At 77.6% G+C, this 14,817-nt stretch carries 1 protein-coding gene and 1 pseudogene; both read right to left on the bottom strand.

All coding sequences use genetic code 11. The annotated features are described in order from the left end of the window. Positions 1–240 precede the first annotated feature (240 nt). Positions 241–4,839: pseudogene (locus tag ACSNOD_RS18930) on the bottom strand (type I polyketide synthase); the annotation flags it as partial. A 47-nt stretch (positions 4,840–4,886) separates the two neighbouring features. Further along, the gene (locus ACSNOD_RS18935; protein WP_436768152.1) at positions 4,887–14,804 is read right to left on the bottom strand and encodes an SDR family NAD(P)-dependent oxidoreductase; all 9,918 of its coding nucleotides are present in this window, start codon (positions 14,802–14,804) and stop codon (positions 4,887–4,889) included. Positions 14,805–14,817: the final 13 nt, after the last annotated feature.

Raw genomic sequence — 14,817 nt, forward strand, 5'->3', positions numbered from 1 at the left:
GGCGCGGTGCGGTTACGGGGTGGGGGGCGCCGCGTCGGGCGCCGGGGTGCCGGAGGTCGCCAGCCGGATGAGCTCGTCCACGTCGAGTTCGTCGATTCCGGCGTCCGGGTCCGCCGCTTCCGCCGGTGCCGCCGCGACCGCCGGCGGCTCGTTCCCGGCGGCGCCGGCCACCGTCACCGTGCCCTCCCCGTCGTTCGTCGCGGTGTCGCCGCCGGTCAGCTCCTCCAGCAGCGCGGCGCCGAGCCGGTCCACCGTGGGGTGGTCGAAGATGACCGTCGCGGGCAGGACGAGCCCGGTCGCCTCGGCCAGCCGGCCGCGCAGCCGCACGGCGGCCAGCGAGTCGAAGCCGAGCTCCTTGAAGGCGACGTCGTGGCCGATGCGGCCGATGCCGTCGTGGCCCAGGACCTCCGCCGCCACCGTGCGGACCAGGTCCACCAGCACCTTGGCGCGCTCGCGCGGGGTGAGCGCGGCGTCGATGCGGCGGCGCAGCCCGTCCGAGGCGTCGACGGCGGGCGCGGCGTCCCGCAGGGCGCGGACCTGGGGGATGTCGGAGATCAGCGGGCTGGGCCGGAAGGCGGTGAACCCGGTGACGAAGTGCTCCCAGTCGAGGTCGGCGACCGTGACACAGGTGTCGTTCCGCGTCAGCGCGTCGTGCAGGGCCTCGATGGCCAGGTCCGGCCGCATCGGGGCGAGTCCGCGCTCGGCGTAGAAGTCGGTGACGCCGTCGCTCGCGCCCATGCCGTCACCGCCCCACAGGCCCCAGGCGACGGAGGTGGCGGGGCGGCCCTGGGCCCGGCGCCGCTCGGCCAGCGCGTCCAGATGCGCGTTGGCCGCCGCGTACACCGACTGCCCACCACTGCCCCACACCGCGGCACCCGAGGAGAACAACACGAAGGCGTCCAGCTCGGCATCCGCGGTCAGCTCGTCCAGCAGCTCCGCACCCACGGCCTTGCCCGCCAGCACCCCCGCGGCCTCCTCCAGCGTCACCTCGCCGAGCGGCGTCACCTGCGGCACACCCGCCGCATGGAACACCGCACGCAACGGCACCCCCGACGCCTCAACGGACTTCACCAACTCGGCCACGGAAGCGCGATCGGCCATGTCACACGCGGCAAAGGACACCTTCGCCCCCAGCCCCACCAACTCCCGCTCCAACTCCGCAGCACCCGGAGCCGCGGCCCCACGACGCCCGGCCAGCACCAGATGCTCCGCACCCTCCCGCGCCAACCACCGCGCCACATGACCACCCAAACCACCCGTACCACCCGTCACCAACACACTCCCCCGAGGCCGCCACGGCGCCCGTACAGCCCCGGGAGCAGCAGCCGGCAGCATGCGGCGGCCGAACAGCGCCGGGCCGCGTACCGCGATCTGGTCCTCGTCCGTGCCGCCGGCGAGCACCGCGGCCAGGTGCCGCCAGTCGCGCTCCTCCGGCTCCGTCGGCAGGTCCACCAGGCCGCCCCACTGCGCGGGCGCCTCCAGGGCGGCCACCAGCCCCAGGCCCCACACCCGGGCGCCCGTCGCGCACGGCACCTCCCCGGGCCGTACCGCCACCGCGCCCCGCGTGGCGACCCAGACCCGGGCCTTCGGCGCGGCGTCGGTCACGGCCTGGACCACCAGCAGCACGGCGGCCGTGCCCGGGTCGAGCGGGGCGGCGTCGGCCGGGGCCGCGTCCTCCCCGTGGCCGGCCAGCACCAGCACCCCGGCGAGGCCCCGGGGGTCGGCCTCGAGGCCGGCGAGGTACTCGGCGATGCCGGCCCGTCCGACCGCGGCCGGGTCCACCGCCCGGCGCTCCACCACCGCGCCGGCCGTGCCCAGCGCCGAGGCCGCGGCGTCGGCCGCGCCCGGCGCGCTGCCCGGGGTCTCCAGCAGCAGCCAGCGGCCGGACGGCGCGCTGGCGCCGGGGGCGTCCAGCTCGGTCCAGGTGACGCGGTAGCGCCAGGCGGCGGAGGTGGAGGCGGCGGCCGGGGCGGTCGCGGTGCGCCGCGCGACGGTGGTCGGCAGCCAGAACCGGTCGCCGCGGAAGGGGTAGGTGGGCAGGGGCACCCGGCGGGCGCCGGTGCCCTCGAAGAGCGGGGCCCAGTCGACGCGGACGCCGTGGGCGAACGCGGCGCCCACCGAGGCGCGGAACCGGCTCAGGTCGCCGGAGTCGCGATGGAGCGTGGCCAGCGCGGTGGCGTGCACGCCCTCGTCCTCGGCGACCTCGTCGATCGCGGGGCCGAGCAGGGGGTGCGGGCCGATCTCGACGAAGGTGCGGTGGCCCTGGCGCAGCAGCGCCCGCAGGGTGGCCTCGAACTCGACCGGCTCGCGCATGTTGCGGTACCAGTACGCGGCGTCCAGGTTCTCGGGGTCGTGGGCGCCGGCGGTCACGGTGGAGAAGAACGGCAGCCGGGCGGCGGTCGGGCGGACGCCGGCGAGCGCGGCGAGGAGTTCGGCGCGGAACTCCTCGACCTGCGGCGAGTGGCCGGCGAAGTCGACGCCGGGAAGGGGCCAGCGCAGCACCCCGTCGGCGGAGAGCCGACGGCCGAACTCCTCCAGGGCCTCGGTGTCACCGGCGACGGTGACCGTGGCGGGGCCGTTGACGGCGGCGACGGAGATCCGCCGCTCCCAGGGCTTCAGGAGCTCGCGTACGCGGTCGGCCGGGGCCATCACGGAGAGCATGCCGCCGTTGCCGGCCAGCCGCCCCCACAGCCTGCTGCGTTCGGCGACGACCCGGGCCGCGTCGTCGAGGGAGAGGGCGCCGGCGGCGTGGGCGGCGGCGATCTCGCCCTGCGAGTGGCCGACGACGGCGGCGGGCCGCACGCCGTGGGCCTCCCACAGCGCGGCGAGCGAGACCATCATGGTGAACAGCGCCGGCTGGACCACGTCCGCGCGGTCGATGGGCGGGGCGCCCGGCGCGCCGCGCAGCACGTCGAGCACCGACCAGTCGAGGTGGGGCGCGAGGGCCCGCGCGCACTCCTCGGCCTTGGCGCGGAACACCGGGGCGGACTCCAGCAGTTCGGCGCCCATGCCGGCCCACTGGGAGCCCTGGCCGGGGAAGACGAACACGGGGGGCCGGTCGCTGCCGGCCTCGCCGACGGTGACGTCGGCGTCCCGCCGGCCCTCCGCGAGCGCGGTCAGCCGGGCGATCAGCGGCTCCCGCTCGTCGGCGAGGACACAGGCCCGGTGCGAGAGCGCGGCGCGGGTGGTGGCGGCGGAGAAGGCGGCGTCGGCGGAAGTGATCTCCGCGTGCGCGGCGAGGTGTTCGGCGAAGCGGCGGGCCTGCTCGCGCAGGGGTTCCGCGCCGGCGGCGGACAGCGGGAGGACGGTGGCGGGGAGGGCGGTCGGCGCGGGGTGCGGCTGCGCCTCTCCGGGCGCGGGGGCCGCGGCCTCGCCGGCCGGCGCCTTGCCGTGAGCCTGGGCTTCGGCGGTCGGCGCCTCGGACGTCTCCGCCCCCTCCGCTCGGGGCTCGGCGGCCGGCGCCTGCTCCAGCACCACATGGGCGTTGGTGCCGCTGACGCCGAAGGAGGAGACGGCGGCCCGGCGCGGCCGGTCCTCCCGCTCGGGCCAGGGCCGCGCCTCGGTGAGCAGCTCGACGGCGCCCGCGTCCCACTCGATCTTCGACGAGGGCGCGTCGACGTGGAGCGTGCGCGGCAGCGTCCCGTGGCGCAGGGCCTCGACCATCTTGATGACGCCGGCGACACCGGCCGCGGCCTGCGTGTGGCCGATGTTGGACTTGAGCGACCCCAGCCACAGCGGCTCGCCGCGGCGCTCGGCGCCGTACGTGGCCATCAGCGCGCCGGCCTCGATCGGGTCGCCCAGCGGGGTGCCGGTGCCGTGCGCCTCGACCGCGTCGATGTCGCCCGGGGCGAGCCCGGCGTCCGCGAGCGCGTCGCGGATGACCTTCCGCTGCGCGGGGCCGCTGGGCGCCGTGATGCCGTTGCTGGCGCCGTCCTGGTTGACCGCGCTGCCCCGCACGACCGCCAGCACCCGGTGGCCGAGCCGCCGGGCGTCGGACAGCCGCTCGACCAGGAGCATGCCGGCGCCCTCGGCGGGGCCGAAGCCGTCGGCGGCCTCGGCGAACGCCTTGCAGCGGCCGTCGGGGGCGAGCCCGCGCTGCCGGGAGAACTGGACGAAGAGGGCGGGGTCGGCGATGACGGTGGCGCCGCCGGCGAGCGCGAGGTCGCACTCGCCGCGGCGCAGCGACTGCACCGCGAGGTGCAGGGCCACCAGCGAGGAGGAGCAGGCCGTGTCGATGGTCAGCGCCGGGCCCTCCAGGCCGAGCGCGTAGGCGACCCGGCCCGCGGTGAAGCTGACGATTCCGGCGAGGAGTTGGGCCTCCAGGTCGGCGTCGAGGCCCTCGACGCCCTTCTGGTAGCCGCTCTCCCACGCGCCGGCGAAGACGCCGGTGCGGCTGCCGGCCAGCGACCGGGGGTCGATGCCGGCCCGCTCCAGCGCCTCCCAGGAGGTCTCCAGCAGCAGTCGCTGCTGGGGGTCCATGGTGAGCGCCTCGTTGGGGGAGATCCCGAACAGGCCGGGGTCGAACCGGTCGACGCCCCGGACGAAGCCGCCCTCGCGGCAGTAGGTGGTGCCCGCCCGGTCGGGGTCGGGCGAGTACAGCGTCGCCACGTCCCAGCCGCGGTCGGCCGGGGCGGGGCCGACCGCGTCGGTGCCGGTGAGCACCAGGTCCCACAGGTCCTCCGGGCCGCGGACGCCGCCGGGCAGCCGGCAGGCCGCCCCGACGATCGCGACGGGCTCGCGGGCCCGCTCGTCGAGCGCGCGCAGCTGCTCGGTGGCCCGGTGCAGCTCGGCCGTCACGCGCTTGAGGTAGGCGCGCAGCTTGTCTTCGTTCGTCGCCACAGTGGTTCTTCCCTTCGAGGACGGGCGGGAGGGTGCCGGGCCGGCGGTCATGACGCGCCGTACCGCTCGTCGATGAACGCGAAGATCTCGTCGTCGTCGGCGGTGTCCAGGACGTCGGCGATGTCCTCGGCGACGCCGTCGGCGGCGCCGGTGCCGGCGGCTCCGTCGTGGAGGGCGCGCCAGCGGTCGGCCAGGGCCTCCAGGCGCAGGGCGACCTCGGTCCGCGCGTCGGGGGCGGGCGCCACCGCCGCGAGATCTTCGGGGGTGAGGGCGGCCAGGGCCTGTTCGATGCGGTCGAGTTCGGCCAGCAGCGGCGCGTCGGCGGCCGCCCGCTCGGGCACCAGCAGGCCGTCGAGGTGGGCGGCCAGGGCGGCCGGGGTGGGGTGGTCGAACACCAGGGTGGCGGGCAGCCGGAGGCCGGAGACGGCGCTCATGCGGTTGCGCAGTTCCACGGCGGTGAGCGAGTCGAAGCCGACCTCGCGGAACGGCCGGTCGGAGCGGACCTCCGCGGCGGAGCCGTGGCCGAGCACCGCGGCCACGTGCTCGCGCACCAGGTCGAGCAGCGTGTCGTGGCGCTCCTCGGCGGAGAGCCGGGCCAGCCGCTCGGCGAAGGGCTCGGCGGTGTGCTCCGCGCCCGCCGCGGCGCCCGGGCCCGCGGCCCGGGTGCCGGGCGCGCCGGCCGGGGCGGCGGGGACGAGCTCCGACAGCAGCGGCGGCACCGTCCCGGTGGCGCGCAGCGCGGCGGTGTCCAGCCGCATGGGGACCTGGACGGCCTCGTCCACCCGCAGGGCGGCGTCGAACAGCGCGGTGCCCAGGGCCGCCGACAGGGGCGGGAAGCCGCTGCGGGCGAAGCGCCGCTGAAGGCTGTCCTGGTCCAGGGCGGTGGCCATCCGGCTGGTGTCGGACCACAGTCCCCAGGCCATGGAGACGGCCGGGAGGCCGAGGGCCCGCCGCCGGGCGGCGAGGGCGTCGAGGGTGGCGTTGGCCGCGGCGTAGTTGCCCTGGGCCGGGCTGCCCAGCAGGCCGGCGCTGGAGGAGAACAGGACGAACGCCGACAGGTCGAGCTCGCGGGTGAGTTCGTCCAGGTGGACGGCGGCCGCCACCTTCGGCTCCAGCACGCGCCGCATCCGCTCGGGGGTGAGCGTGGGCAGCACGCCGTCGTCGAGGACGCCGGCGCTGTGCACCACCGCCATCAGCGGATGCTCGGCCGGCACGCCGTCGAGCAGTCCGGCCAGGGCGGCGCGGTCGGCGACGTCGCAGGCGACGACGGTGGCGGTGGCGCCCAGGTCGGCGAGTTCGGCCACGAGGTCGGCCGCGCCCTCGCCATCGGGGCCGCTGCGCGCGGCGAGCAGCAGATGGCGTACGCCGTGGGTGGTGACCAGGTGGCGGGCGATCCGGCCGCCGATGGTGCCGGTGCCACCGGTGATCAGCACCGTGCCGTACGGGTGCCAGGCGGGCGGCATGGTCAGCACGAGCTTGCCGGTGTGCCGGGCCTGGCTGAGGGTGCGCAGCGCGTCCGCGGCCCGGCGCACGTCGTGGGTGACGACGGGCAGCGGGCGCAGCGCTCCTTCGGCGAACAGGGCCATCAGTTCCCGCAGCATGCGGCCGAGCTCGTCGGGGCCGGCCTCGTGCAGGTCGAAGGCCCGGTAGCGGACGCCGGGGTGGTCGGCCGCCACCTGGTCGGGGTCGCGCACATCGGTCTTGCCGAGCTCCAGGAACCGGCCGCCGGGGCGCAGCAGCCCGAGGGAGGCGTCCACGAACTCGCGGGTGAGCGAGTTGAGGACGACATCGGCGCCGGCCGCGCCGTTCGCGCCGGCGAAGGCCGTGGCGAAGTCGAGGGTGCGGGAGGAGGCGATGCGCTCGTCGGGCACGCCCATGGCGCGCAGCGTGTCCCACTTGCCGGCGCTGGCGGTGGCCAGCACCTCGGCGCCGAGGTGGCGGGCGATCTGCACGGCCGCCATGCCGACGCCGCCGGCGGCGGCGTGCACCAGCACCGTCTCCCCGGGGCGCAGGTCCGCGAGGGCGACCAGCCCGTAGTAGGCGCTGAGGAACACGGCGGGGACGGACGCGGCCCGGGCGTACGTCCAGCCGTCCGGGATGGGGGCGAGCAGCCGGTGGTCGGCCACGCACACCGGGCCGAAGCCGCCGTTCCACAGGCCCAGCACCCGGTCGCCGGGGGCGATCCCGGTGACGCCGGGGCCGACCTCGACGACGACGCCGGCGCCCTCGGTGCCCATCTCGGCCTCGCCGGGGTACATGCCCAGGGCGAGGAGGGCGTCGCGGAAGTTGACACCGGCGGCGCGTACGGCGACGCGCACCTGGCCGTGCTCCAGCGGGGCGTCGGCGTCCGGCGCCGGCACCAGCGCCAGGCCGTCGAGGGTGCCGTCCGTGCCGCGGGCCAGCCGCCAGGCACCGTGCTCGGGCGGGGTGAGCGCGCCGCCGGGGCCGTCGGGCCGGCTGTCGCCGGCGGAGGGGGTGCCGGTCCCGGTGGGCGCGGTGCCGGACCGCTCCAGCCGGGGCACGTACACCGTCCCGGCGCGGACGGCGGTCTGCGGTTCGCCGGAGGCCAGGGCGGCGGACAGGGCCCGCGCGGACGCCGGGTCGTCGTCCAGGTCAACCAGCAGGAACCGGTCGGGCTCCTCGGCCTGCGCGGAGCGCAGCAGGCCCCAGGCGGCGGCCGCGGCCGGGTCGGTCACATCGGCGTCGCCGCGCACGGGGACGGCGCCGCGGGTGGCGACGACCAGGCGGGTGCCCTCGGGGGCGGCCGGGGCGGCGAGCCAGCGCTGGACGACGTCCAGCGTCCGGCAGGCGGCGGCGTGGGCGTCGGCGGTGACGTCGCCGGTCCCGGCCGGCACGCCGAACACGACGGCGTCCGGGGCGGCCTCGTCGGCCGTGGCCACCGGCGGGCCGTCGGGGGCGAGCGCCTCGGGCAGGTGCGCGTCGGCGGCCTCGGCGAGGCCCAGGGCGTCGGGCCCGGCGAGCACCCAGCGGACCGCCGCGGCGGAACCGGTGCCACCGCTCGTACCGCCGGCGCTCCTACCACCGGTGCCCGTGCTGCCCGCGCCCGTACCGCCACCGCCGGCGGTGTGCTCGCGCCAGGCGACGCGGAACAGCGCGTCGGCCCCCACCGGGCGGCCGCCGCGCAGCTGCTCGGGGTCGACCGGCCGCATCAGGAACGCGTCGATCTCGGCGACCATCCGCCCCTCGGGGTCGGCGCACCGGATGCGTACGGCGTCCTCGGCGACGGGCGAGATCCGCACCCGCAGCCGGTCGGCGCCGGGCCGGTGCAGCCGCACGCCGCGCAGCGCGAAGGGCATCCGGACGCGCCCGTCCCGGGGGAAGAACTCGCCCAGGCTCATGGTCTGCAGCGCCGCGTCGAGCAGCGCCGGGTGGAGCCCGAACCGCCCCGCGTCGCCCTGGGCCTGCGCGGGCAGGGCGACCTCCGCGTGGATGTCGGTGCCGGCGCGGTGCGCGCTCACCAGGCCGCGGAAGGCCGGGCCGTAGCCGTAGCCGAGTTCGGCGAAGCGGTCGTAGAAGTCGCCGGTGTCCAGGGGCTCGGCGTCCGGCGGCGGGGCCACCGCGGCGGCGTCCGGGGCACCGGGCGCGCCGGCGTCGGCAGCGGCGTCGTCGGCGAAACCGTCAGCGCCATCCGCGCCGTCAGAGCCGTCAGCACCCTCCGCCGCGAGCAGTCCCTCGGCGTGCAGCGTCCAGTCGGTGGCGCTCTCGGCGCGGGCGTGCACCGTGAAGCGCCGGGCCCTGTCGCCGCCGGGCGCGCCGACGGTCAGCCGCAGCCGGACGCCGCCGCTCTCGGGCAGCAGCAGCGGCGCGGCCAGGGTGAGTTCCTCGATCCGGCCGGTGCCGGCCTGGCGGCCGGCCCACAGCGCGAGGTCGGCGAACGCGGCGCCGGGCAGCAGCGCCGAGCCCATCAGGGCGTGGTCGGCGAGCCAGGGCGTGGCGTCGGTGCCGATGCGCGCGGTGTACAGCTGTTCGCCGGAGCCGGGCAGCTCCACTCCCCCGCCGAGCAGCGGGTGGTCGGCGGCGTCCAGGCCGAGGGAGGCGGGGTCGCCGCCGCGGCTGGTGGGGCTGTACCAGTAGCGCTCGCGCTGGAACGGGTAGGTGGGCAGGTCCACATGGCGCGAGTCGGGGCCGAAGATGGCCTCGGCGTCGATCTCCACGCCGTGGGTGTAGGCGCGGCAGATGGCGACGCCCAGCCAGCGCGGGCCGCCCTGGCCGCGGCGCAGGGTGCCGAGGACCGCCGCCGAGGCACCGGCGTCGGTGATCGTCTCCTGGAGGGAGACGGCCAGCATGGGGTGCGGGCTGGTCTCCAGGAACACGTCGTGGCCGTCGGCGATCAGGGCGCGGGTGGCCTGCTCGAACTCCACCGGGTCGCGCATGTTGCGGTACCAGTAGTCGGCGTCCAGCTCGGCGGTGTCGAGCAGCCCGCCGGTGACCGTCGAGTAGAACGGGATGTCGGAGGAGCGGGGCGCGACCGGGGCCAGCACCTCCCGCAGGTGGTCCTCCAGCGCGTCGACCTGCGGCGAGTGCCCGGCGGTGTCGACGCCGGGGATCGGGCGGGCGTGCACGCCCTCGGCGGCGAGTTCGGCGACCAGCTCCGCGAGGGCGTCCGGGTCGCCGGCGACGGCGCAGGTCTCGGGGCTGTTGACGGCGGCGACGGCGAGCCGGTCGCCCCAGAACTCCAGCCGCGGGCGCAGCTCGCGCTCGGACATGGTCACCGCGACCATGCCGCCCTTACCGGCCAGCCGCAGCCACGCCTGGCTGCGCAGGGCGACGATGCGCGCCGCGTCGTCCAGGGAGAGGCCGCCGGCGACGTGGGCGGCGGCGATCTCGCCCTGGGAGTGGCCGACGACGGCGGCCGGTTCGACACCCAGCGAGCGCCAGGTGGCGGCGAGGGAGACCATCATGGTGAACAGCACGGGCTGCACCACGTCGACCCGGTCGAGCGAGGGCGCGCCGGGCTCCCGGCCCAGCACGTCCAGCACGGACCAGCCGAGGTAGGGCCGGAGCGCGGCGTCACAGGCGCGTACGGTCTCCCGGAAGGCGGTGGAGCGGTCGAACAGCCCGTCGGCCATCTCGGGCCACTGCGAGCCCTGGCCGGGGAAGACGAACACCACCTGGTCGGCGGTGCCGGCGGTGCCCCGCATCACCAGCGGGTGCGGGCGGCCCTCGATGAGGTCGTCGAGGGCGGCGATCAGCTCGGTGAAGTTCTCGCCGACCACGGCGGCCCGCTGTTCGAAGCGGGTGCGGGTGGTGATGAGGGTGTAGCCGACGTCCGCCGGGTGCAGTTCGGGGTGGGCGAGCAGGTCCGCGCGCAGCCGCCGCGCCTGGTCGCGCAGGGCGGCCTCGTTGTGCGCGGACATCATCAGCGGCACGGTCACCTCCTGCCACCACTCCTCGGACCACACGTCGCCGTCGGTGGCCGGGTCGGGCGAGAGCAGTTCGGGCGCGGTGGGCTCCGGCGGCTCCTCGATGACGACATGCACATTGGTGCCGCTGATGCCGAAGGAGGAGATGCCGGCCCGGCGCAGCCGGTCGTCCCGCTCGGGCCAGGGCCGCGCCTCGGTCAGCAGCTCCACCGCGCCCGAGCCCCACTCGACCTTCGACGAGGGCGCGTCGACGTGGAGGGTGCGCGGCAGCGTGGAGTGCCGCATGGCCAGCACCATCTTGATGACGCCGGCGACCCCGGCGGCGGCCTGGGTGTGGCCGATGTTGGACTTCAGCGAGCCCAGCCAGAGGGGTTCGCCGTCGCGGCGCCGGGCGCCGTAGGTGGCCAGCAGGGCGCCGGCCTCGATGGGGTCGCCCAGCGGGGTGCCGGTGCCGTGCGCCTCGACCGCGTCGACGTCGGCGGGGGTCAGCCCGGCGTCGGCGAGCGCCTCGCGGATGACCTTCTGCTGGGCGGGGCCGCTGGGCGCGGTCAGGCCGTTGCTGGCGCCGTCCTGGTTGACGGCGGTGCCGCGGACGACCGCCAGCACCGGGTGGCCCTTCTCCTGGGCCTCCGAGAGCCGTTCGACCAGCAGCATGCCGGCGCCCTCGGCGAGGCCGACGCCGTCGGCCGCCTCGGCGAACGCCTTGCTGCGGCCGTCGGGCGAGACGGCCCGCTGGCGGGCGAACTCCACCAGCATCTCGGGGGTGGACATCACCGTGGCGCCGCTGACCAGCGCCATGTCGCACTCGCCGCGGCGCAGCGACTGCACCGCGAGGTGGAGGGCGGCCAGCGAGGCCGAGCAGGCGGTGTCGACGGTGACGGCGGGGCCCTCCAGGCCGAAGACGTAGGAGAGCCGGCCGGACATCACGCTGGCGGAGTTGCCGGTGGCGATGTAGCCGTCGAAGTTCTCGTCGCCGTCCTGGAGCAGCGGCACGTAGTGCTGTCCGTTGGTGCCGACGAAGACGCCGGTGCGGCTGCCGCGCAGCTCGACCGGGTCGATCCCGGCCCGTTCGAAGGACTCCCAGGCGGTCTCCAGGATCAGCCGCTGCTGCGGGTCCATGGCGAGGGCCTCGCGGGGGCTGATGCCGAAGAAGCCGGGGTCGAACTCGGCCGCGTCGTGCAGGAATCCGCCCTCGCGGACATAGGTGTGGTGGCCGGGCGAGCCGGGGTCGGGGTCGTAGAGGGCGTCGTTGTCCCACCCCCGGTCGGTGGGGAAGGGGGTGATGGCGTCGACCTCGCCGGTGAGCAGGTCCCACAGGTCCTCGGGGGAGCGCACCCCGCCGGGGAGCCGGCAGGCCATGCCGATGATGGCGATGGGCTCGTCCGTGGGCACGGGGGCGGCGGCGTCGGCGCGGTCGGCGGTGTCGCCGCGGCCGAGGAGCTCCTCGCCGAGGTGGCGGGCGAGCGCGGCCGGGTTGGAGTGGTCGAAGACCAGGGAGGCGGGCAGGTTGAGCCCGGTGGCGGCGGCGAGCCGGTCGCGCAGCTCGATGGCGGTCAGCGAGTCGAAGCCGAGGTCGCGGAAGGCGCGGGCGCTGTTCACCGCCTCGCCGGAGGACTGCCCGAGGACGGCGGCGGCGTGGTCGCGCACCAGCCGCAGCAGGGTGACGTGCCGCTTGTGGCCGGACTGGGCGGTCAGTTCGCGGACGAGCTCGGAGGTGGCCGGGCCGCCGGTGCCCGTGGCGGGCTGGGCCGCGCGCAGCCGCCGCACCTCGGGGATGTCGTCGAACAGCACGGCCGGGCGGACGGAGGTGTAGGAGGCGGCGAAGCGGTTCCAGTCGACGTCGGCGACGGCGCCGGCGGCGCTGCCGCGCTCCAGCATGCGGCGCAGGGACAGCACGGCCGCGTCCGGGTCGAGGGGGGCGAGGCCGCGCCGGGTGAGGAACTCGGCATCGGCGCCGCCGGCGGGCGCGGCGCCCGCCCAGGGGCTCCAGGCCACGGAGACGGCGGGCACGCCCGCGGCGCGGGCGCGCTCGGCGAGCGCGTCCAGGTGCGCGGTGGCGGCCGCGTAGCAGCCCTGGGCGGCGCCGCCCCACACGCCGGACACCGAGGAGAACAGCACCAGCGCGTCGAGGCCGGCGGCGGGCGCCAGGTCCACCAGGTGCCGGGCGGCGGCGGTCTTGGCGGCGACGGCGGCGGCGATGTCGGCGGGCGTGGTCTCGGTGAGGGGGGCGAGCGGCACGAGCGGCGGGGCGTGCACGACGACGGCGGGCGCGTGCGCGTCGAGCAGCCCGGCCAGGGCGGCGCGGTCGGTGACGTCGCAGCGTACGGGGGTGACGGCGGCGCCGGTGAGCCCGGCGGCGGCGAGGGTGTCCGCGTCGGCGTCCGGCCCGGCGAGCACCACGCGGTCGGCGCCGTCCTCCAGGAGGGCGTGGACGAGCCGGCCGGGCACCGTGGTGAGGTCGCCGGCGATGAGGACGGTGCCGCGGGCGCGCCAGGCCGGCGGGGCGGCGTCGGCCGGGTTCCGCAGCACCCGGCGGCCGAAGACGCCCGCCGTCCGGAGGGCGATCTGGTCCTCGGCGCCGGGGTCGGCGAGGACGCCGGCGAGGCGGTCGAAGACGCGGGCGTCGGCCCGCTCGGGCAGGTCGATGAGGCCGCCCCACAGCTCGGGCAGCTCCAGCGCCGCCACCCGGCCCAGGCCCCACAGTTGGGCCCCGGCGGTGCACGGCACCTCGTCGGGCGCGGTGGCGACCGCGCCGCGGGTGACGGTCCACAGCGGCGCGCTGCCGCCGAGGTCGGCCAGCGCCTGGACGAGGGCGAGGGTGGCGGTGACCGAGGTGGGCACGGCGGGGTGCTCGGGGTGCTCCTCGACGCAGAGTCCGAGCAGCGACACGGCGCCGGTGACGGCGGTGTCGCCGTTGACGGCCGGCTCCAGCAGGCCGCGCAGTTCGGCGCGGCCGGTGCGGGCGGGGTCGACGGCGACGCGGCGGACCGTGCCGCCGAAGGAGGTGATCGCCCGCTCCACGGTGTCGGCGACGTCGGCGTGCCGCTCCCCGGTGGGCACGATCAGCAGGCGCAGGCCGGGGCGCCAGCCGCCGGTGGCGGGGCGCAGCCCCTGCCACGCGACGTGGTAGCCGAGCCGGTCGCCGGCCTCGGGGGCGCCGTCGGTGTCGCCGGCGGCGGGCGCCGGCTCGGGCCGGGCGGAGCCGACCCAGTAGCGCTCGCGCTGGAAGGCGTAGGTGGGCAGGTCGACCCGGCGGGCGCCGGGGTGGAGCGCGGCCCAGTCCACGGGCACCCCGGCGACCTGGGCCTCGGCGGCGGAGGTGAGGAAGCGCCGCGGCCCGCCCTCCCCGCGCCGCAGCGAGCCGACGGCCGGCACGGCGGTGCCGAGGCTCTCAACGGTCTGGCGGACGCCGACGGTGAGCACGGGGTGCGGGGAGCACTCCACGAACGCGTCGACGCCGTCGGCGAGCATGGCGCGCACGGCCGGCTCGAACCGCACCGGCCGGCGCAGGTTGCGGTACCAGTAGTCGGCGTCGAGCGCGGCCGTGTCGAGGAGCGCGGCCTCCACGGTGGAGTAGAAGGGCACGTCGCCGGCGCGCGGCCGGACGGGCGCGAGGACGGTGGCGAGCTCCTCGCGGACGCTCTCGACGTAGTGGGAGTGGGAGGCGTAGTCGACGTCGATGCGGCGGACCCGGGTGCCCTCGGCTTCCAGGGCGCGCAGCAGCGCCTCCAGGGCGCCGGGTTCGCCGCACACGACGGTCGACGCGGGGCCGTTGACGGCGGCGATCTCGACGGCGCCCGCGGTGCCGGCGGCGGCGAGCTTCTCCTCGACGTCGGCCGCGGGCAGGGCCACGGAGGCCATGCCGCCGCGCCCGGCCAGTTCGCGGGCGATGACCCGGGAGCGCAGGGCCACGACGCGGGCGGCGTCGTCGAGGGAGAGCGCGCCGGCGACGTGGGCGGCGGCGATCTCGCCCTGGGAGTGGCCGACGACGGCGGCCGGTTCGACGCCCAGGGAGCGCCACAGGGCCGCGAGGGAGACCATCACGGCGAAGGTGGCGGGCTGGACGACGTCGACGCGGTCGAGCCCGGGGGCCCCGGGCGCGCCGCGCAGCACGTCGGTGAGGGACCAGTCCACGTGGGGGGCGAGGGCGCGCTCGCAGCGCCGCAGCTCGGCGGCGAAGACGGGCGAGGTGTCGAGCAGTTCGGCGCCCATGCCGGCCCACTGGGAGCCCTGGCCGGGGAAGACGAAGGCGACCCGGCGGACGTCGGCGGCGGTGCCGGTGACGGCGTCCGGGGTGATCTCGCCGGCGGCCAGGGCCGCGAGGGCGTCGACGGGGGCGCCGGTGACGCCGGAGCCAGCGGTATCGCCCGTGTCAGCGGTGCCGCCGCCGTCGCCGGCGTCGCCGAGCAGGACGGCGCGGTGGGCGAGCGCGGCGCGCTCGGTGGCCAGCGCGTGGCCGATGTCGGCGGGCGCGGCGCCGGGGTGGCGCTCCAGGTGGGCGCGCAGCCGGGCGGCCTGGGCGCGCAGGGCGCCGGTGTGCTGCTGGTCGAGCGGCTGTCGGACGCGCTCCGCAACGGCCACCGGGTGCTCGCGG

Source organism: Streptomyces sp. URMC 123, assembly GCF_051386515.1.
GTDB lineage: Bacteria > Actinomycetota > Actinomycetes > Streptomycetales > Streptomycetaceae > Streptomyces.